Source organism: Bacillus haimaensis (assembly GCF_048270625.1).
Classification (GTDB): Bacteria; Bacillota; Bacilli; order Bacillales; family Bacillaceae_I; genus Sutcliffiella_A; species Sutcliffiella_A haimaensis.
In genome coordinates this window covers 1,840,589-1,858,385 of record NZ_CP158164.1, presented here as the reverse complement: position 1 = coordinate 1,858,385, position 17,797 = coordinate 1,840,589, and the positions used below count along the sequence as shown (strand labels likewise).

Below are 17,797 nucleotides of genomic sequence, written 5' to 3'. Positions count from 1 at the left end.
TTTAAGAGGGATTGCTCTTTTTTAATCAATAAGGATAAGTTTTTCATCAGGCGCTACAACTTCACCGATAATGGCAGCTGAGAGATTCCTTTTTGCAAGCAAATCCAGATATAGTGCCGCCTCATCCTTAGGGAGGCTTACTAGCAGTCCACCGGAAGTGATGGCATCACACAGGACAAGCTGCTGCTCCTCCGTAATGAGAGAGGCATAACTTACATCGGACTTGAGCCATTCATGGTTAGCCTTGGATCCACCGGGAACCACTCCCTGGGCTGCAAGCTCATATGTTCCTGGAAGTACTGGAATGCTGTCCATATGAATATGTAGACTAACACCGCTTCCTCTGGCCATTTCGCTTGCATGTCCCAATAAGCCAAAACCGGTTACATCTGTTACGGCATGTGGGGAGAAGTGCTGCAATTCTTCGGCAGCCACTTTATTGAGTTCACTCATGACGATTGTCACAAGCTCTATTTGATCAACTGTTGCTTTGCCTCTTTTGATGGCAGTGGTAAGTATGCCCACTCCGATCGGTTTTGTCAGGACAAGCACATCTCCCGGCCGTGCACCGACATTTTTCCAGATACGTTCAGGGTGTACAAAGCCTGTAACAGAGATGCCGAATTTCGGCTCCTGGTCATCGATGGAGTGTCCACCAACAATGACTGCACCCGCCTCTTTCACCTTGTCAAAGGCTCCCGCTAAAATCTGATTAAGTATGGAAGGACCCAATTTCTTGATCGGGTATCCCACGATATTTAGTGCCGTCTTTGGAACACCACCCATTGCGTACACATCACTGAGTGCATTGGCGGCAGCAATCTGTCCGAACTTATATGGATCATCCACCACGGGTGTAAAATAATCGACGGTCTGAATCAGAGCAATATCTTCTGTCACTTTATATACTCCAGCATCGTCTGAAGTGGCGAATCCCACTAACAGATTCGGATCCTCTAAATTGGAGGGCAATCCACGCAAAACTTGCGTGAGGTCACTTGGACCAAGTTTGCATCCTCAGCCTGCTTTTGATGAAAGTGAAGTTAAACGGAACTTTTCGTGTTCACTCATTTGGACCACCTCCTGCTAGTTTAAGTATAGTCAGTAGTGAAAATGATTTCCACTAAATAATTTTCATACTTTTGCGAAAAACGGATGCTTGTATTACAATTAAAGTAAGCGCTGACAAAGATGCCAGCACTTGTAGTACATCATGCATTAGGAGGAAAATTCATGAAAAATTTCAAAGTATCCATCGAATTCTGCATGCAGTGAAACTACGCACCAAAAGCCGCGAGTTTCGCGGAATCACTTTTTACCCATTTCCGTACAAGTATCACTACCATGGAACTCATTCCAAGTTCAGGAGGAGTTTTTGAAGTGAAGGTGGATGGAGAGACGGTTCATTCCAAAAAAGAAACAGGAGTCTTCCCAAAAGCGGAAGATGTCATTGCAAAATTGGAAAAAGGTTGAGCTGGAGAAGGGGATATCCCTTCTCTTTTCATTTTCTGCTCCACTATCCTGCACATGTTATAATAGTGGAAAAATCCTTAAGACAGGTGAATTAGATGATAAATAAAAGTCTACGGGACATTCCCCGGTTCATGAATTGCAACGGGATGCGATGTTTATACGGTTAAGACAAAAATACAATCTTCAGGATGAAGTAATGACGGTTCATATTCGTAAAGCCTTAGAAGGCATGCGTTCAGATATTAAGAACGGAATCGTCATCAACGGGGATTTGACTGGTATCATCTGGAATACGGTTGAAAAGATGCTGAATGAAGCGGATGAAAATCGTTTGAAACGAGTAATAAATGGAACAGGAACTATTTTACATACGAACCTTGGCCGTGCAAGATTAAGCAAGGAAGCGATTAACCGCGTGGCAGAGGTTGCCGTAAACTATTCAAATCTGGAGTTTGAAATCGAATCAGGGACTCGTGGTTCGAGGCATGATCTTGTGGAAGACTTGATCAAACAGGCTACTGGAGCAGAAGCGGCAATGGTGGTCAATAATAATGCGGCAGCCGTTTACTTTATTTTGAAAACTTTTGCCAAAGGAAAAGAAGTAATAGTATCCCGGGGGCAACTGGTGGAGATCGGCGGATCGTTCCGCATTTCCTCGATCATGGAAGAGAGCGGGGCAAAGCTCGTGGAGGTAGGAACGACCAACAAAACACATGTCAAAGACTATTCTGATGCATTGAATGATGAAACTGCGATGCTTTTGAAAGTTCACACGAGCAATTTCAAGACAATTGGATTCACCAAGACGGTCTCTACTGAGGAGCTTGTTGAGATTGCAGGGACTCGTGATGAGGTTATGGTTTATGAGGATTTAGGAAGCGGGGTACTATATGATTTTGCCAAAGAGGGCATTGGGGAAGAGCCGGTTGTGCATAAGGTTCTTGAAACAGGTGTAGATCTAGTTTCTTTTAGCGGTGATAAACTCCTCGGCGGTCCGCAGGCAGGAATTATTGCCGGCAAGAAGAAGTATATCGATCAACTGAAAAAGCACCAATTGGCCAGAGTCCTACGGGTGGATAAGATGAGCTTCGCCGCCTTGGAAGCGACTTTTAAAGCGTATCTGAATCAGCGCCACAAAGACATCCCTACAGTGAGAGATATGCTACAGTCTTTGGAGGAGGTCAAGGAGAAAGCTGAAGAGTTTAGCGACGCCATTTCCGGGTGGAATAGTTTTCAGGCTGAAATTATCAGGGAATATTCCATGGTAGGGGGAGGGACGATGCCAGATGTACGGATACCTACCTATGTCGTGAAGTTGAATCATGAGGCACTTGCTGCACATTCCTTGGCCGATAAGCTAAGAACAGGGACTCCAAGCGTGATAGTCCGAACAAGTGGGGACAGTATCCTACTCGACTTCCGAACCATCACGCGTGGAGAGCTTCCTGATCTGATCAAAGCGATGGAGAGGCTTACATATCGTGACTAGAATTATGCTTTTGTCTGGTATGATTGCGGTTCTTCACCTTATGTGATCCGCTTAAAGGCTCTGGTTGGCCGGAATGTTGGTTACCTTTGGGCTGGTTTCTTACCATGTCTTTATGGTCGTTTTTGTTCATTTTGATCTCCTCCTTTGCTTTTAGTTTTTGATAATTGTCGTGTATTATGCGGAGGGAATTCAGGTATAATTTTTTGCCATATGGGCAGTCTAGGTAGAGCTTTTATTTTCTATCTGGAGGAGTGAACCCGCATGCCATATCATAAAGATAAACAGCAGGCTTTCCAAGCAGCTCAGCAAGGAACAGAGCAGGCAAGGGATGTATATGAGGCGATTGTAAGAAATGACCCTAATTATGGCCATGATTTCAAACGTCTAGAAAATGAAGTGAATGAAGCGATGGAACAAATCAATAATGCTTTGGAAGTGGCTTCTGAAACACAGCGTCCACAATTGATGCAATTCCAGCAGGATCTGCAGACTATTTTGCAGCAAGGAAATAATCAAGAATGAGAAGGGAGCCGTTCTGGACTTTGGGAGTCTGGGGCGGTTTTTTGGGTTTTGTTGTTGTATAAGTGGGGGACGCGGCGTAGGGGTGGCTGTGTATGATGGGACTTGTTTTTGGGATGCAGGTGAAAAACGCGTCGTCAGGGTTATGATGGGCTTTTTACCTAAGCAATGCAGGTGAAAAACGCGTCATCGGGGTGATGATGGGCTTTTTTGCCTAAGCAATGCAGGTGAAAAACGCGTCATCGAGGTTATGATGGGCTTTTTAGCTAAGCAATGCAGGTGAAAAACGCGTCATCGGGGTGATGAAGGGCTTTTTAGCTAAGCAATGCAGGTGAAAAACGCGTCATCGGGGTTATGAAGGCCCTTTCACCTTAAAATCCCAAGCGAAAAGTCCATCATCCAGTCCATGAAGACCCACACGCCCGCCAAGTCACACTAAAAAGGTCTTCATCCCACTGATGAAGACCGCAACCAATCCATAAATATCCTACTTACCCTACTGGTTCTTCTTACGCTTTTTATTATTCTGTTTCTGTGCTTCCGTCAATGGTTCATTGGAGAACTCCTCATTATACCCTGCGCCTTTGCCTTGAGCTCCGGCTGCATTCATTCCCTCGATAACGTGGTTTGCCTTTCTTTTTGCCATTATCCATCACCTCCTACATTTATCATTACCAGCAGAATTCCACACATGTATTTGTCGAATATTATGAAAGATAAGTGTAACTTATGTGATTTGATAACTTTATTGATATTTACTTATGAAGAATGTTGTATTAAGATAATGTCGTAAGGACTATTCGGTGGGAGAAATCAATCGTAATTTGTCTCAAAGAAAAACAATCGCAAACGCTTTCCAAAGGTGAGCCTGTTTTTCAATGCCTATTAATTGTTCATAGCGAGGTCCTATTAAACTATGAGTAGCAGGGGGTAATACATATGACGAAGCAAGATGTTTTCAATGCACGTGCATCCTTCGATGTGAACGGCAAAACGTATCATTACTATTCTTTGCAAGCGCTTGAGAAAGCGAACGTTGGTAACGTGTCACGCTTACCATATTCCATTAAAGTATTATTAGAATCCGTTCTACGCCAGGTAGACGGCCGTGTTATCACAAAAGAACACGTTGAAAACTTAGCAAAATGGGGAACAGACGAGCAAAAGGAAGTGGATGTACCATTCAAGCCTTCTCGTGTAATTCTTCAAGATTTCACAGGAGTTCCGGCGGTTGTTGACCTTGCATCTTTACGTAAAGCAATGGCAGACGTGGGTGGAGATCCTCAGAAAATCAATCCTGAGATTCCGGTTGACCTAGTTATTGACCACTCTGTACAGGTTGATAAAGCTGGTACTGCAGACTCACTGGATTTCAACATGAAGCTTGAGTTCGAACGTAATGCAGAGCGTTATAAGTTCCTAAGCTGGGCAAAGAAATCCTTTGACAACTACCGTGCAGTGCCACCAGCAACTGGTATCGTTCACCAAGTTAACCTAGAGTACTTGGCAAACGTGGTTCACGGTGTGGAAGAAAATGGTGAGTTATTAGCTTTCCCAGACACACTTGTAGGAACAGATTCCCATACTACGATGATCAACGGTATCGGTGTTCTTGGATGGGGTGTAGGTGGTATCGAAGCAGAAGCGGGAATGCTTGGGCAGCCTTCATACTTCCCAGTGCCTGAGGTTGTAGGGGTTAAACTGACAGGTTCTTTACCAAACGGAACTACCGCTACTGACTTGGCATTAAAAGTTACGCAAGTTCTTCGTAAACACGGTGTAGTTGGTAAGTTTGTTGAATTCTTCGGTCCTGGAGTTTCCGAGCTTCCTCTTGCAGATCGTGCAACGATTGCAAACATGGCACCTGAATATGGAGCAACATGTGGTTTCTTCCCAGTTGACGAGGAGTCCCTAGACTACATGCGTTTAACAGGAAGAGACGAAGAACAGATCAAGCTTGTTGAAGAATACTGCAAAGCAAACGGATTGTTCTTCAGCCCAGATGCAGATCCTATCTACACAGATGTAGTGGAAATCGACTTGGCTGAGATTGAACCAAACCTTTCCGGACCTAAACGTCCTCAAGACCTTGTGCCTCTATCCATGATGCAGGAAACTTTCCGCAATGCATTGGTAGCACCACAAGGAAACCAAGGCTATGGTATGACTCCTACTGATATCAACAAAGAAGTAGAAGTTACGCTTGCAAACGGTGATAAAACAACAATGAAAACAGGATCGATTGCGATTGCTTCCATCACTTCCTGTACGAATACTTCTAATCCATACGTATTGATTGCAGCAGGTCTTGTTGCGAAAAAAGCGGTGGAATTAGGATTGAAGGTTCCAAGCTATGTAAAAACTTCCTTGGCACCTGGTTCGAAAGTAGTAACAGGCTATCTTCATGATTCCGGACTTCAACCTTACCTGAACGATCTTGGCTTTAACATCGTTGGATATGGTTGTGCTACATGTATCGGTAACTCCGGTCCATTAGCGGATGAAATCGAAGAAGCAGTTGCGGAAAATGATCTTCTTGTTACTTCTGTACTTTCCGGTAACCGTAACTTTGAAGGACGTATCCATCCACTTGTAAAAGGTAACTACCTTGCATCTCCACCACTAGTTGTGGCTTATGCACTTGCTGGAAATGTAGATGTGGATCTTCAGAACGATGTACTAGGCAAGGACAAAGACGGCAACGATGTATTCTTCAAGGACATATGGCCATCCCAAGATGAAGTGAAGGAAGTAGTAAAAGCTACTGTAACGCCTGAACTGTTCCGTAGAGAATATGAAAGAGTATTTGATGACAACGAGCGTTGGAACCAAATCGAGACTTCCGATGAAGCTCTTTATACATGGGATAATGATTCCACATACATCCAAAACCCGCCATTCTTTGAAGGGTTGACTCCTGAAGCAGGAACTGTAGAACCACTTTCAGGATTGCGTGTAGTTGGTAAATTCGCGGATTCCGTAACAACTGACCATATCTCACCAGCTGGTTCCATCGGGAAAGATACGCCTGCAGGTAAATACTTGCAAGCTAACGGTGTTACTCCACGTGAGTTCAACTCCTACGGTTCCCGTCGTGGTAACCATGAAGTGATGATGCGTGGAACGTTTGCGAACATCCGTATCCGTAACCAAGTGGCTCCAGGTACTGAAGGCGGCTGGACGACTTACTGGCCAACTGGCGATGTAATGTCCATCTATGATGCTTGCATGAAGTACAAAGAGGACGGAACTGGCCTAATGGTTATCGCTGGTAAAGACTATGGTATGGGAAGCTCCCGTGACTGGGCTGCAAAAGGAACAAACCTGCTTGGAATCAAGACTGTTATCGCGGAAAGCTTCGAAAGAATCCACCGCAGCAACCTTGTTCTTATGGGCGTATTACCTTTACAGTTCAAAGACGGCGAAAATGCTGAAATCCTTGGCTTAACTGGTACAGAAACATTTGAAGTGGCTGTTGATGAGACAGTTAAACCACGTGACTTCGTAAAAGTTACAGCGACTGACGAAGATGGCAACAAGAAAGAGTTTGAAGCACTTGTTCGTTTCGACAGCGAAGTGGAAATCGACTACTACCGTCATGGTGGTATCTTAAGAATGGTATTACGTGACAAGTTAAAAGCGTAATAGTGCAAAAACGAAGCTGGCCCCTCCAGATGGAGGGGCCGGCTTTTTTTCATCCAATCACATTTGTTATAAAATAGACACATGAAGAATCAAAGGAAAGACATGAATATGATTTAATTAAAGTAAACGAGGTAAATACGATGGATGCCATTCAATTAGGACCGCTGCTTCTCAAAAAATCAATCCTTGTCCTTCTTTTCTCTTTGCTCCTTGCATATTTATATATGGCCATCATATTTAGAAAACAGTCTGAGACATTAAGGATCATGGAGCAACATCTGATGAGTGCGGCCATATGGTGGATTTTAGTGTTTAAATTTAGTATTCTTCTCTTTAGACCGTCTATTATCTGGACCAATCCATTTGGGATAATATTTTTTACCGGAGGGACTAAAGGGATTTATCTGGCGAGCATTGTAGCGCTTTTCCTTTTCTATTGGAAAGCGTATCGCTCAGGTTTACATATTAGACAACTGACAACAAAAGTCATCGTAAGTGCCGCTATTGTGTTGGCGAGCTATTATGGAATGATGTATTTCATATAAAGGATGGAGATCTTGTGAAAAAAATAATTGCTATTGCCTTTTTGGTGGCTTTGAGCGGATATGCGATATTCCAGGTCTTTGCAGAAAAAGAACCTGCAGTCGGGGTTAAAGAGGGAGAAATGGCAAGAGATTTTGAACTGACCACCCTTGACGGCAAAACTGCCAAGCTTTCGGATTATCAGGGCAAAAAAGTAATCCTCAATTTTTGGGCCACTTGGTGTGGCCCATGCCGAGCCGAAATGCCTGAGATGCAGAAGTATTCGGAAGAGAACAAGGATGTGGAAATATTGGCCGTAAACCTCACTACTTCGGAGCCTGGGATTGATAATATTCAGGAGTACGTGGAAGAGGGTGGCTACACATTCCCTATTCTCCTCGATCAGGAAGAAATGTTCCGTTATTATGACGTATTGACCATGCCTACGACGTTCTTCATTGATACGGAAGGAATCATCTCCTACCGGCATCTTGGACCAATGACGTATGAGTTGATGGAAGAGCAAGTAAAGAAGATGAACTGATGATAAAAAAGAGCAGACCGCGTTTTGTTGGTCTGCTCCTTTTAATATTTCCATCTGTAGTGACCTGTAATAGGGGATCTAAAGGATGACAATTTCACTTCCGCAGCAAATGGGTAGGTATTGTGAATAAGGTAGGGCGTACCGTCCTTGGCTCTTCTGTCGGAAACTATTCCTACATGATCAAAGTCCCCTCCAAGGAAAACAACTATGTCCCCTGGCTGCCATTGCTTCAGATTTTCCACATCGTTTCGAATCAACTCCGTTGTCAACGATTCAGCAAACCGCTGGAAAAAGACGTCCTGATTGGGAACTCTCCGGAAATCAATATTTGAGTCAGGATTTCCTCCGACTCGGGGATAAAGGCCCGTGTTTTCCGCTATATCCTTATCCATCAGGTCCTTCAGATTGATGTCTGCTCCCATCAATCCCCGCCAAATAACATCCGTACATACTCCTTCTTCTTCAGGGGGATATCCTCCATCATAATAAACGCTTTTGTATGTTGTACGCCGATCGACTTCGCCACGAGCTGTCCTAACAACATCAAGTGGATCGGGGATATCATTGCTATTAGTATCCACTTCTGAAAATTCTGCCGGCACCTCCATAGCATTTCCGAATGGAAACTCAACATGGAGGCCTATATGATCAAGAATAATCCCGTCTCTAAATAAGAAAAGAAAAGCTATAAGACCTATTGATACTACAGCAAAAATTGAAATAAGTTTTTTCTTCACAGCATCACCTCGAAAAAAAGAAAATTCTTGCTTTTATCCATATTTTAACACGAATTCTTGTTTTGTCTCTTCAAAAATGCTTCTATCTGCTTGATATGGTGATCATCATGTTCTACAAACATCGCCATAAATGTGTTTGGCGAAAATGCTCTCTTTCCTTTTCCGATTGTAAATGCTGTATTCGCTGGTATCGCCTCAATTTTTTGAAGCAGATTCTCTCGTGTTAAGGCAAATTCATTTATCAATTCATTTGTGGATGTAAATTTAATAATGTGCTTCATGGATTTTTCGTTATAGGTATCATGATCTGGAAATTCAGGAAGAGCAGCACCTTCATACATCTCTGGTACCATAACATCAAGCAAAAATTTGTCCCAGTAATAAATATGGCCGATAATTTCCCTGATACTCCACTTAATGTGCTCCGTATTTTTCATTAATTTTTCTTCGGGTAAAGTGTGAAGGGATAGAAAATATTTTCTATTCTTCTCGTAGTTCTTCAGGCTCAAGTTACTCATATGAATACATCCTTTCGAAATTTTCTCACTTCTATACTATATCTTAAGAAATAATAATGGACAAGAACGTATATTCGTGTTTTTTGACTGGTTCTATCTACCAGTTTCCGTATTGATGAAAACGGCTATATCTTGATTAACTGGCACAAATATCCCCTTTTGAAAAAAATTACTCCAAGAATAGCCTCCAAAGACTGAGAATTTCACAATTTGTCGGAAAGTTATCATAATTTTAAAGAATTATGGACATTAATACTATTACAATAATAAGTGAGAAGGTGATATTAATGAGAAGAATCCGTAAACGTTCTTTTGAAGAGCTTGTATTGGAAAATAAGCAGCTGCTGTTAAAAGATGAGGAAGCTCTCCGTAAGATTGAAGACCGTCTGGAAGAGAAGATGTTGAATAAGGCAGAATAACTTTCAAATATTTCTTGTTATGATTATCCCTCCACTTAGAGATAGTAAAAGTAGGAGGGATGTTTTTATGAGTAATCCAAAAGGAAGCAGAAAGCATTTTATGCCAAACCATATTGGTACACAACCGCAGGAAGCGGGAGGCAATAAGGGGAAGCAGATGCAGGACACTTCAGGCAAGCATGCTCAAGTCATTCAGACTAAAGGCGAATAGCCTATCCAAGTTTTTCAAGTGTGTAAATCACTCAACTTGCACAAACTAGAGTTTGTAGTATATCTTCATGATACCAGGGAGGCGTTAAGCAATGGCAGAAAATCAACAACACCGTCCAAACCCGGATGATCGCAGTGACAATGTAGAGAAGCTACAAAGCATGGTCCAGAATACGATTGAAAATATCGAAGAAGCTCAGGAATCCATGCAATTTGCCGGCCCAGAGGAAAGAGAGAAGATCGAGGCAAAAAATCATCGTCGTGAAGAAAGCATCGCAGCATTCCGTTCCGAAATAAAGGACGAAGCTAGCTCTCGTGAAAACGGCTTTCAGTAATCTATAGGACAAAAGATGGGCATTTAACAATGCTCATCTTTTTTGATGTGGAAAAATATTCATTTATGGTATCATAATAGGATACTTTCTAAGCAAATGGGGGAAAGAGGATGTTAGTATCAACGAAAGAAATAGAAGTAAGATACGCAGAAACGGATCAGATGGGTGTGGTATACCATGCCAACTATCTCGTATGGATGGAGCTCGGCAGAACGCAGCTTATCAAAGATCTTGGCTTCTCCTACGCTCAAATGGAGCAGGACGGCGTGATTTCTCCTGTGATTGATATAAATGTCACCTATAAGAAACCACTTCGCTACGGGGAAGTGGCGACGATTCAAACATGGATCGAAACCTATGATGGATTCAGGGTCGTCTATGGATATAAAGTATTGACTCCGGATGAGGAGATCGCACTTATCGGCAGTTCGTCACATGTCTGCGTGAAGAAGGAAAGTTTTAAGCCAATCATTATCCGTAAAAAATATCCGGAATGGCATGAGGCTTATGAGAATGCGAAAAAGCAAGGAGAGTAATAATAATGGCCTTCGGGATTGCTCGAGAAGAACTTAAAAAGTGGAAGGAGCAAGTCTCCAAAGGGAAGATGGCATTCATCACCCATTACTGGATCCATCCACGTTTTGAGGGCATTAAGACTGTTACAAAGGCAGGCTGCAGTGACCTGGAAAAGCTGATCGCATGGGGTCATTCCTACGGCCTGAAGGAAGAGTGGATACATAATCGTGACCAATACCCTCATTTTGATCTGATTGGCGACAAACAGCTGGAGATTTTAATCTCTGAAAACCAAGTGGATCAGATAGAGCGGTTTTTTCAAAAAGAAAAGAATTAGGACAGATTCATCCTAATTCTTTCTTTTCATTCATAACCGAATTTCGGCTCGTTCAATTCTTCGTCCATCGTTATATGCAGGTCATGGCCATCAAAGTACCATTCGTCCTTTTTTTCTACAAAAAATGTAAGGCCATCCTGTTCGACGCTTGCAGCTGGCTGATCGGGATTTTCCTGTATAATTCCCAATGAAAATCCTTTTTGGACGGTGCTGCACCCGCCATAACGGATGTGAAAGCGGATATTGTCGCCATATTTAAGGTCCAGTTCATTTTTATACCAGTCTACTGCCTGTTGAGACATAGTCATTTTCATAAGAGCAACTCCTCATTAATCGATTGCATGAATTTTTTTATGGCTTTGGAGTTTTCCATTAGAAAAAATACATGGTTTTTATGTACTTTCTTATTATAACTAATTTCCACAAGATGAACCAAACGAAACCACTTAGGGGGGAAAGCGATGGAACTGCCATACACAATATGCTTTATACAGCGCGGAGATTCCATTCTATTGCTACATCGTAACAAAGCTCCGAACAAGGGAAAATGGAATGGTGTAGGAGGAAAAATAGAAAAAGGTGAAACCCCATATCATGCCGTTTTCCGTGAAACGTTTGAGGAGACAGGTTTATTAATTAAAGATCTAACCTTCCGGGGCATCGTATCCTGGAATAACAAAGGCGGGATGTATGTCTTTACCGGGACGGAGATGGAAGGAACCCTCCAGGAAGGTCCAGAAGGAAGATTGGAATGGAAGACGCTTGAATGGATCAAAGCTTCAGATCAAGTGGTAAGTAATATGCCTATCTTTTTGCCAGAAATATTAGGAGCGGAACCCCCAAAAGAGCATGCATTCACCTATTCGGTCGATGGAGAAATATTGGATTATCAATTGAGAAAGTTGTCCCCATCAATCATTCAATCATCAGAAAAGCAATCAAGTTTCGCTCCAGTTGGTTCTGGTTATTAAAGGTTAAGTTCTTGAGGGAGTTTTTGCATAATTCGCAATTTGGAGGTCTGTAATGTGAAAAGGGTGGACGTGGCATATGTGATTCTCCTTAGCGAGAACAAGGAGAAAATTCTGATGGTGAAGAATAAAGGAACGAAGGGGTCATATTACACATTACCTGGCGGGGCAGTGGAGCACGGGGAAACCTTGGAGGAGGCTGCCAGAAGGGAAGCCATGGAGGAAACGGGCCTGATTGTAGAGACAAATGGGCTCGCCGGGGTTTCCGAGGCATTTTTTGAGGAAAGAGGCCACCATGCTGTATTCTATTATTTTCATGCAGAGATAAATAGCGGAGAGATCGGGATATCTTTTCCTGATGAAATAGAAGAGGTGGTATGGATGGATTTTGCTCAAGCGAAAGAGTACATAGGTATTCCAAGCATTGCCAGAAGTGTTCCCTACAGCTTTCTAGGGGTAAAATAGCTAAATTTAAAGGAGTGGGAGAACAAAATGACCATTAAAAGAGCTAGGTTGGAACATATAAAAGAAGCGGCGCATCTATTCAATCTTTATCGAGTTTATTATGAGCAAAAATCAGATATGGAGGGAGCGGTCAATTTTCTGCAAGAAAGGATTTCCAATGATGAATCAGTCATCTTTCTGGCTTATGATCAAGAGCAGGCAGTGGGTTTCACCCAGCTTTACCCGACCTTTTCGTCCGTCCAAATGAAGCGGACATGGGTATTGAATGATCTGTTTGTACACGAGGAGCATCGTGGAAAAGGGTTTGGGGAGCAGCTGGTGAACAAGGCAATCGAGTTTGCGGACAGCAAAGGTGCAGCAGGAGTACTCCTAGAGACGATGCAAGATAATGTTAATGCACAGCGACTATATGAGAGAATAGGTTTCAAGAAGGAAGAGAACTATTTTTATTTTTATAAGATTTAAAGATTGCTAGACTTTAATATTGGATGGTGAAGAATGTTGTCTATCAAAGATGTAGTGGATAATTATTTTTGTGCATGGGATAGGGCATTTATTACAAAGGATCCTTCGGAAATAAAGCGTTTCATGTCAGTGAAATTTGTTGGATACTGGGCGCACTCAGGGTTGGAAAGGCCAGAGCAGTATGATTATCATTATGACCTAGTATCAGTATTGAAACAGTACCAGGATGCGAAGAAAAATTTTGAGATCGAATCCATCTCTTCCCGTAAAAATGGACAAGAATATATTGTCATGGGACGTGAAACAGCAGAGATAAGCGGAGCGGAATACCCTGCCAAATGCATGTTCATTTGGCGGGAAGAAAACCATGAATGGAAACTGATCCGCGAGTACATCGAATTGGAGCGATAGGAAATGATTGTTAGAAAAGTACTTCCTGAAGATGCTGATAATTTGGCCGATCTCATAAAAAAGGTGGAAGAATCAAACTTTATGCTCTTTAATCCTGGTGAAAGAAAAGTGACAGGGGAGCAATTAAGACGACACCGGATTGAACCTTTGGAAAATGACCAATCCTCCACAATCTTTGTTGCTGTTGATGGGGAAGAACTGATCGGATACCTATTTTCAATCGGAACAACAACACAAAGGACAGCACATTCCGTTTATCTCGTAGTCGGGGTATCGGAAACTGCACGCGGTAAAGGGGTAGGGACAGAATTGTTCTGCCAGGTGGAGGAATGGGCGAAGAATAGAAACCTCCACAGATTAGAGCTGACTGTCATGGTAAATAATGAAGCTGCAATAAATTTGTACAAAAAGATGGGATTTGAAATAGAGGGTGTGAAAAAGCACTCTTTGTGGGTTGATGGGGATTTTGTGGATGAATATTATATGGGGAAACTGCTGTAGAAATGTTATATAATTTTTGACAACGCTACATAATATGAGGTGCACTTTCTATGGGATGGAAATTAAAAAGATTTAATGAATTAACAAATCAGGAGCTATATGAAATATTAAAAGAAAGAACTTCGGTGTTTGTTGTGGAACAAAATTGTCCTTATCCTGAGGTTGATGGCAAAGACCCACAATCTTATCACCTTTTTAAAGAGGAGAATGGAGAGATTATCTCATATTTACGAGTCTTGCCTGCAGGTGTTTCCTATAAGGAAGCTTCAATTGGTAGAGTGTTAGTGAAAAAAGAATATAGAGGCCAAGGATTAGCAGAAGAACTCTTAAGAAGGGGAATCGATTTTATCCATGTTGAATTGAAGGAAGATACTGTAAAAATACAAGCACAGGATTATCTAAGAAAATTCTATGGATCATTTGGATTCAAAGCTATTACCGAAACATATTTAGAAGATAATATCCCTCATGTAGATATGCTTTTACAAACAGAACTCTAAGTTGTCTGGGGGCATATTTCAGAAACAAGATAAAAAGTCTCAGAGCATACCTCTGCTCTGAGACTTTTTTGTATTTGCATTAATTCCCCGCATCCTCATTAATCCACTGATACATATGCTCCATCATTTCTTCATGCTTCGCCGCACCATTCGGAAAACCGAAGTTTGAAGCATCCTTCAGCGGTACTACGTGATACTTGGATGGATTGACCTGGGAAACATAGGTCGGGATAAAGTCATCCACTTTGATATCGATGTTTGTTTTAGCTCCGTCCACGAATTTCTCTACTCGCAGCTGAAGAATGCCGCCGATATCCTTATAATCATCCTTTTGGCCAGAGAGGAAGTTTCCTAGTGAATACACAACAAACATCTTCTTGCCATCAGGACGGTCCAGGAATTTCATTGGCTGCAATACATGTGGATGATGACCAATGACAATGTCCACATTCAAGCCAGCCAGGAAATCAGCAAGGTCTTCCTGCTCACTGTTGGGAAGTAATATATATTCGACACCCCAGTGCATGGCTACTACCACTACATCAGAATTCGCTTTTGCTTCCTTCACATCGCGTTCGATTTTCTCACGGTCGATCAGGTTGACGAAATACTCTTTGCCTTCTGGTACAGGAATCCCATTTGTACCATATGTGTAGGAAAGGAAAGAAAAGGTGATACCGTTTTCTGTAATGGTACGAAGCGTGGCACGGTCTTCCTCGCTTTTATATCCGCCCACATACTGCATATCAATCGTTTCATAGTGGTTAATGGCATTCATGATTGCCTTCTCTCCGCGATCCAAGGTGTGGTTGTTGGCAATACTTACAATATCAATGCCAGCGTCCTGCAGTGCATCTGCCACTTCAAACGGGCTGTTGAAGCTTGGATAATTGGATAAACCGATTTCTGTTCCTCCTATGATCGTCTCCTGATTGGCGATGGAGATGTCGGTTTCCTGCAAGTATTGCTTTACACGTTCAAGCATTGGGTTGAAATCATAGCTTTTTTCCCCGATTTGTGCAGCATCGTAAACCGTACTGTGTATGAGAAGGTCTCCAACAGCGGATATGGTAGCTTCTGTACGGTAGGATTTTTCCGCAGCTTCCACTTGCTTACTCTGATGCGCTTTTACTTCTTTCGGTGCTTCATTCTCCGTTTTGGAGGATGAGTTATTATACTGGTTTAATAATAGTCCTGAAAATGCGCCTCCTATTAGTAAGATTAATAGGATTGGTAATACTATTTTCCATTTTGCTTTCACGATATTGACCCCTTTTATTCTAATCTATCTTCCACTATAATACATTTTCCCTATTTTTGTTATCCTTTCTTTGCAAAAACCGTCGAAACTTCAGAAGGGTTGCAGGAATTTTTATTTGTGTCCCGAAATAAAATGGGGAGAGCATTTTTTTATGAAAGGGGAATCATTTATGCTAGCTTTTAAAAAGCCCGAAGTGGAACAATTTTTTCGAGTGTTTAATATTCAGGATTTCACCGTAAGCCCTGATGAGACTCAGTTGGTCTATAGCACAAACCTGACTGGTCACTACAATTTATGGGGGATGGATCTACCCAATAACTATCCATATCCGATGACCTTCAAAAACCAGAGCTGTCATGCACTGAAATACGAGCCGAATGGACAATACATTTTGGCAAGCTTTGATCATGATGGAAATGAATTAACACAGTTCTATGCGTTACCGAACCGGGGAGGGGATTTGGAAGATCTGCGTGTGGACGATGAATATCGCCATATGAACCCCAAGTTTTCCGAAGATGGAAAAAGACTCTACTATACAGGTTCCAAAAACAATAAAACCTATTTGAATGCCTATCGATATGACTTCGATACAAAAGAAGAGACACTCCTTGTTGAAGGTTCAGGTGCATCAACCTATCTCATGGATGTATCAGCGGATGAAAAGAACTATCTTATCATGAAGCATTTTGCGAATACATATTCACTTGCTTATCTGGTAAAGGATGGAGAGACCATTCTGCTTACTCCACAAACCGATACACAGCATACGGTTTCCAACGCCATTTTTACAGGATCTTCATCTATCTATCTATTAACCGATTATGAAGATGATAAGAGCTACCTGGCACATTATGATATGGATACTCAAACTTTTACAAGAGTGACAGAGGATCAGTCCCTGGATCTGAATAGTATGTTCTATGATAAAAAGGGAAATCATCTCTATTTGGTTTCGTCAAACGGTGTAGATGATACTTTCTATTCCTTCTGCCTGGAAACCAAGGAGCTGAAACAGGAAGAAACTCCTGTAGATATCATAGACAAAGTCATCGTCGGGAAGAGCGGGACGGTCTATCTTCTAGGTAAAACAGCTACTAAGCCTGCCAACATTTTCAGAAAAAATGATGGAAGATGGGAGCATCTTACCAATAACCGGGTCCCTGCTGTATCTGATGAGGACCTTTCCGAGCCAGAGATTTTAACCTACCCGTCCTTTGATGGTCTTGAAATTGAGGCATTGTTCTTCCGTGCCAAAGAGGAAGTCTCCAACGGTCATGTCATTCTCTGGCCTCATGGCGGACCACAAAGCTCGGAAAGAAAATCCTTCCGTTCTTACTTCCAATTTCTTGTTAGCCGTGGCTACAGCATCTTTGCACCGAACTTCCGTGGATCCTCCAACTACGGTCTAAGTTATATGAAAATGGTTGAAGGAGACTGGGGACATGGACCTCGCCTTGATAATATTACAGGCCTGGAATGGCTAATTGAAAACGGCTATGCAGACCGTGATAAAATCTTCCTGATGGGAGGCAGCTACGGCGGCTATATGGCCCTTCTGCTGCATGGCAGACACCCTGAATACTTCAAGGCGGTCATTGATATCTTTGGTGTGAGTAACCTATTCTCCTTCATCGATTCTGTACCAGACCATTGGAAGCCTGTGATGAAGCAATGGGTGGGTGATCCGGTCGAGGATAAGGAAAGACTGACTGTGGATTCCCCAACAACCTACTTGGACACGATGGTAAAACCGATGTTGATCATCCAGGGAGCCAATGACCCACGAGTGGTGCAAAAGGAATCCGATCAGATTGTCGAAGCTTTGAAGGAGAAAGGACGAAGTGTGGAATACCTCGTTCTAGATGATGAAGGACACGGGTTCTCTAAAAAAGAAAATGAGATCAAGGTGTTCCAGGCAATATTGACGTTTCTTGATTCGCATTTATAAGATTATGAATA

At 42.3% G+C, this 17,797-nt stretch carries 24 protein-coding genes and 1 pseudogene; 18 read left to right on the top strand and 7 right to left on the bottom strand.

The window, feature by feature from the left end; genetic code table 11:
• Window positions 1-21: 21 nt before the first annotated feature.
• On the bottom strand, window positions 22-1,071 hold the full coding sequence (gene selD / locus ABN702_RS09475; RefSeq protein ID WP_417900447.1) for a selenide, water dikinase SelD: 1,050 nt from the start codon (window positions 1,069-1,071) through the stop codon (window positions 22-24).
• 216 nt (window positions 1,072-1,287) lie between these two features.
• Between selD and ABN702_RS09470 the strand changes: the two are divergent.
• Both ABN702_RS09470 and selA read left to right on the top strand, forming a co-directional pair.
• A pseudogene (locus tag ABN702_RS09470) lies at window positions 1,288-1,473 on the top strand (Rdx family protein); the annotation flags it as partial.
• Between the two features lie 151 nt (window positions 1,474-1,624).
• Window positions 1,625-2,962: an L-seryl-tRNA(Sec) selenium transferase gene (selA, locus tag ABN702_RS09465; RefSeq protein ID WP_417900446.1), complete on the top strand. Its 1,338-nt coding sequence runs from the start codon at window positions 1,625-1,627 to the stop codon at window positions 2,960-2,962.
• Here the strand turns inward: selA and ABN702_RS09460 are convergent.
• Entirely contained in the window at window positions 2,946-3,092 is a 147-nt protein-coding gene (locus tag ABN702_RS09460) for a small acid-soluble spore protein P (RefSeq protein ID WP_386637244.1), read from the bottom strand. The genes selA and ABN702_RS09460 overlap by 17 nt on opposite strands.
• A 131-nt stretch (window positions 3,093-3,223) precedes the next feature.
• On the opposite strand from ABN702_RS09460, the gene ABN702_RS09455 reads away from it, so the two are divergent.
• Entirely contained in the window at window positions 3,224-3,484 is a 261-nt protein-coding gene (locus tag ABN702_RS09455) for a hypothetical protein (protein WP_417900445.1), read from the top strand.
• 493 nt (window positions 3,485-3,977) lie between these two features.
• Here ABN702_RS09455 and sspO read toward each other — a convergent pair whose 3' ends face one another.
• Window positions 3,978-4,127, bottom strand: a complete 150-nt coding sequence (gene sspO / locus ABN702_RS09450) for a small acid-soluble spore protein O (RefSeq protein ID WP_204413943.1) — start codon at window positions 4,125-4,127, stop codon at window positions 3,978-3,980.
• Window positions 4,128-4,420: 293 nt separating this feature from the next.
• Between sspO and acnA the strand changes: the two genes are divergently transcribed.
• From acnA to ABN702_RS09435, 3 genes are all read left to right on the top strand, one after another.
• Entirely contained in the window at window positions 4,421-7,126 is a 2,706-nt protein-coding gene (gene acnA / locus ABN702_RS09445; RefSeq protein ID WP_417900444.1) for an aconitate hydratase AcnA, read from the top strand.
• 140 nt (window positions 7,127-7,266) lie between these two features.
• The gene (locus ABN702_RS09440; RefSeq protein WP_417900443.1) at window positions 7,267-7,671 is read left to right on the top strand and encodes a hypothetical protein; all 405 of its coding nucleotides are present in this window, start codon (window positions 7,267-7,269) and stop codon (window positions 7,669-7,671) included.
• A gap of 14 nt (window positions 7,672-7,685) precedes the next feature.
• Window positions 7,686-8,192: a TlpA disulfide reductase family protein gene (locus tag ABN702_RS09435; RefSeq protein ID WP_417900442.1), complete on the top strand. Its 507-nt coding sequence runs from the start codon at window positions 7,686-7,688 to the stop codon at window positions 8,190-8,192.
• 41 nt (window positions 8,193-8,233) lie between these two features.
• Here the strand turns inward: ABN702_RS09435 and ABN702_RS09430 are convergent, their stop codons facing one another.
• Window positions 8,234-8,929: a DUF1287 domain-containing protein gene (locus ABN702_RS09430; RefSeq protein ID WP_417900441.1), complete on the bottom strand. Its 696-nt coding sequence runs from the start codon at window positions 8,927-8,929 to the stop codon at window positions 8,234-8,236.
• Between the two features lie 44 nt (window positions 8,930-8,973).
• Window positions 8,974-9,447: a DinB family protein gene (locus ABN702_RS09425; RefSeq protein WP_417900440.1), complete on the bottom strand. Its 474-nt coding sequence runs from the start codon at window positions 9,445-9,447 to the stop codon at window positions 8,974-8,976.
• A gap of 287 nt (window positions 9,448-9,734) precedes the next feature.
• Between ABN702_RS09425 and ABN702_RS09420 the strand changes: the two genes are divergently transcribed.
• The 5 genes from ABN702_RS09420 (at window position 9,735) to ABN702_RS09400 (ending at window position 11,264) form a co-directional block, all read left to right on the top strand.
• Entirely contained in the window at window positions 9,735-9,866 is a 132-nt protein-coding gene (locus ABN702_RS09420) for an FbpB family small basic protein (protein ID WP_204414686.1), read from the top strand.
• A gap of 67 nt (window positions 9,867-9,933) precedes the next feature.
• Window positions 9,934-10,077, top strand: a complete 144-nt coding sequence (locus tag ABN702_RS09415; protein WP_010193544.1) for an acid-soluble spore protein N — start codon at window positions 9,934-9,936, stop codon at window positions 10,075-10,077.
• Window positions 10,078-10,168: 91 nt separating this feature from the next.
• Window positions 10,169-10,411 (top strand): small acid-soluble spore protein Tlp, encoded by a 243-nt coding sequence (gene tlp / locus ABN702_RS09410; RefSeq protein WP_417900439.1) that lies wholly within the window; start codon window positions 10,169-10,171, stop codon window positions 10,409-10,411.
• A gap of 110 nt (window positions 10,412-10,521) precedes the next feature.
• The gene (locus ABN702_RS09405) at window positions 10,522-10,947 is read left to right on the top strand and encodes an acyl-CoA thioesterase (protein ID WP_417900438.1); all 426 of its coding nucleotides are present in this window, start codon (window positions 10,522-10,524) and stop codon (window positions 10,945-10,947) included.
• A 5-nt stretch (window positions 10,948-10,952) separates the two neighbouring features.
• A complete protein-coding gene (locus tag ABN702_RS09400) occupies window positions 10,953-11,264 on the top strand; it encodes a hypothetical protein (RefSeq protein WP_417900437.1) in 312 nt (103 codons plus the stop codon).
• A 26-nt stretch (window positions 11,265-11,290) separates the two neighbouring features.
• On the opposite strand, the gene ABN702_RS09395 is transcribed toward ABN702_RS09400, so the two are convergent.
• Window positions 11,291-11,578 (bottom strand): HesB/YadR/YfhF family protein, encoded by a 288-nt coding sequence (locus ABN702_RS09395; protein WP_417900436.1) that lies wholly within the window; start codon window positions 11,576-11,578, stop codon window positions 11,291-11,293.
• Window positions 11,579-11,725: 147 nt separating this feature from the next.
• Here ABN702_RS09395 and ABN702_RS09390 point away from each other — a divergent pair, with 147 nt between their 5' ends.
• The 6 genes from ABN702_RS09390 to ABN702_RS09365 are packed head-to-tail and all read left to right on the top strand — an operon-like array spanning window position 11,726 to window position 14,574.
• A complete protein-coding gene (locus tag ABN702_RS09390) occupies window positions 11,726-12,235 on the top strand; it encodes an NUDIX hydrolase (protein WP_417900435.1) in 510 nt (169 codons plus the stop codon).
• A 54-nt stretch (window positions 12,236-12,289) separates the two neighbouring features.
• Window positions 12,290-12,697 carry an NUDIX hydrolase gene (locus ABN702_RS09385; protein WP_417900434.1) on the top strand — a complete coding sequence of 136 codons (408 nt, stop codon included), beginning with the start codon at window positions 12,290-12,292 and terminating at the stop codon, window positions 12,695-12,697.
• 27 nt (window positions 12,698-12,724) lie between these two features.
• Window positions 12,725-13,162: a GNAT family N-acetyltransferase gene (locus ABN702_RS09380; RefSeq protein ID WP_417900433.1), complete on the top strand. Its 438-nt coding sequence runs from the start codon at window positions 12,725-12,727 to the stop codon at window positions 13,160-13,162.
• 33 nt (window positions 13,163-13,195) lie between these two features.
• Window positions 13,196-13,573 (top strand): nuclear transport factor 2 family protein, encoded by a 378-nt coding sequence (locus ABN702_RS09375; protein ID WP_417900432.1) that lies wholly within the window; start codon window positions 13,196-13,198, stop codon window positions 13,571-13,573.
• A 3-nt stretch (window positions 13,574-13,576) separates the two neighbouring features.
• Window positions 13,577-14,074 (top strand): GNAT family N-acetyltransferase, encoded by a 498-nt coding sequence (locus ABN702_RS09370; RefSeq protein WP_417900431.1) that lies wholly within the window; start codon window positions 13,577-13,579, stop codon window positions 14,072-14,074.
• Between the two features lie 50 nt (window positions 14,075-14,124).
• Window positions 14,125-14,574, top strand: a complete 450-nt coding sequence (locus ABN702_RS09365) for a GNAT family N-acetyltransferase (protein WP_417900430.1) — start codon at window positions 14,125-14,127, stop codon at window positions 14,572-14,574.
• Between the two features lie 79 nt (window positions 14,575-14,653).
• On the opposite strand, the gene ABN702_RS09360 is transcribed toward ABN702_RS09365, so the two are convergent.
• The gene (locus ABN702_RS09360; protein ID WP_417900429.1) at window positions 14,654-15,835 is read right to left on the bottom strand and encodes a CapA family protein; all 1,182 of its coding nucleotides are present in this window, start codon (window positions 15,833-15,835) and stop codon (window positions 14,654-14,656) included.
• Between the two features lie 169 nt (window positions 15,836-16,004).
• Here ABN702_RS09360 and ABN702_RS09355 point away from each other — a divergent pair, with 169 nt between their 5' ends.
• Window positions 16,005-17,786, top strand: coding sequence for a prolyl oligopeptidase family serine peptidase (locus ABN702_RS09355; RefSeq protein ID WP_417900428.1), 1,782 nt, complete (start codon window positions 16,005-16,007; stop codon window positions 17,784-17,786).
• Window positions 17,787-17,797: the final 11 nt, after the last annotated feature.

Coding starts and splice junctions, on each gene's coding strand:
- tlp (WP_417900439.1), top strand. CDS start 10,169: ATGGCAGAAAATCAACAACACCGTCCAAACCCGGATGATCGCAGTGAC.
- ABN702_RS09380 (WP_417900433.1), top strand. CDS start 12,725: ATGACCATTAAAAGAGCTAGGTTGGAACATATAAAAGAAGCGGCGCAT.
- ABN702_RS09460 (WP_386637244.1), bottom strand. CDS start 3,092: ATGAACAAAAACGACCATAAAGACATGGTAAGAAACCAGCCCAAAGGT.
- ABN702_RS09400 (WP_417900437.1), top strand. CDS start 10,953: ATGGCCTTCGGGATTGCTCGAGAAGAACTTAAAAAGTGGAAGGAGCAA.
- ABN702_RS09365 (WP_417900430.1), top strand. CDS start 14,125: ATGGGATGGAAATTAAAAAGATTTAATGAATTAACAAATCAGGAGCTA.
- sspO (WP_204413943.1), bottom strand. CDS start 4,127: ATGGCAAAAAGAAAGGCAAACCACGTTATCGAGGGAATGAATGCAGCC.
- ABN702_RS09420 (WP_204414686.1), top strand. CDS start 9,735: ATGAGAAGAATCCGTAAACGTTCTTTTGAAGAGCTTGTATTGGAAAAT.
- ABN702_RS09440 (WP_417900443.1), top strand. CDS start 7,267: ATGGATGCCATTCAATTAGGACCGCTGCTTCTCAAAAAATCAATCCTT.
- selA (WP_417900446.1), top strand. CDS start 1,625: ATGTTTATACGGTTAAGACAAAAATACAATCTTCAGGATGAAGTAATG.
- ABN702_RS09370 (WP_417900431.1), top strand. CDS start 13,577: ATGATTGTTAGAAAAGTACTTCCTGAAGATGCTGATAATTTGGCCGAT.
- ABN702_RS09415 (WP_010193544.1), top strand. CDS start 9,934: ATGAGTAATCCAAAAGGAAGCAGAAAGCATTTTATGCCAAACCATATT.
- acnA (WP_417900444.1), top strand. CDS start 4,421: ATGACGAAGCAAGATGTTTTCAATGCACGTGCATCCTTCGATGTGAAC.
- ABN702_RS09405 (WP_417900438.1), top strand. CDS start 10,522: ATGTTAGTATCAACGAAAGAAATAGAAGTAAGATACGCAGAAACGGAT.
- ABN702_RS09355 (WP_417900428.1), top strand. CDS start 16,005: ATGCTAGCTTTTAAAAAGCCCGAAGTGGAACAATTTTTTCGAGTGTTT.
- ABN702_RS09425 (WP_417900440.1), bottom strand. CDS start 9,447: ATGAGTAACTTGAGCCTGAAGAACTACGAGAAGAATAGAAAATATTTT.
- ABN702_RS09375 (WP_417900432.1), top strand. CDS start 13,196: ATGTTGTCTATCAAAGATGTAGTGGATAATTATTTTTGTGCATGGGAT.
- ABN702_RS09455 (WP_417900445.1), top strand. CDS start 3,224: ATGCCATATCATAAAGATAAACAGCAGGCTTTCCAAGCAGCTCAGCAA.
- ABN702_RS09395 (WP_417900436.1), bottom strand. CDS start 11,578: ATGAAAATGACTATGTCTCAACAGGCAGTAGACTGGTATAAAAATGAA.
- ABN702_RS09390 (WP_417900435.1), top strand. CDS start 11,726: ATGGAACTGCCATACACAATATGCTTTATACAGCGCGGAGATTCCATT.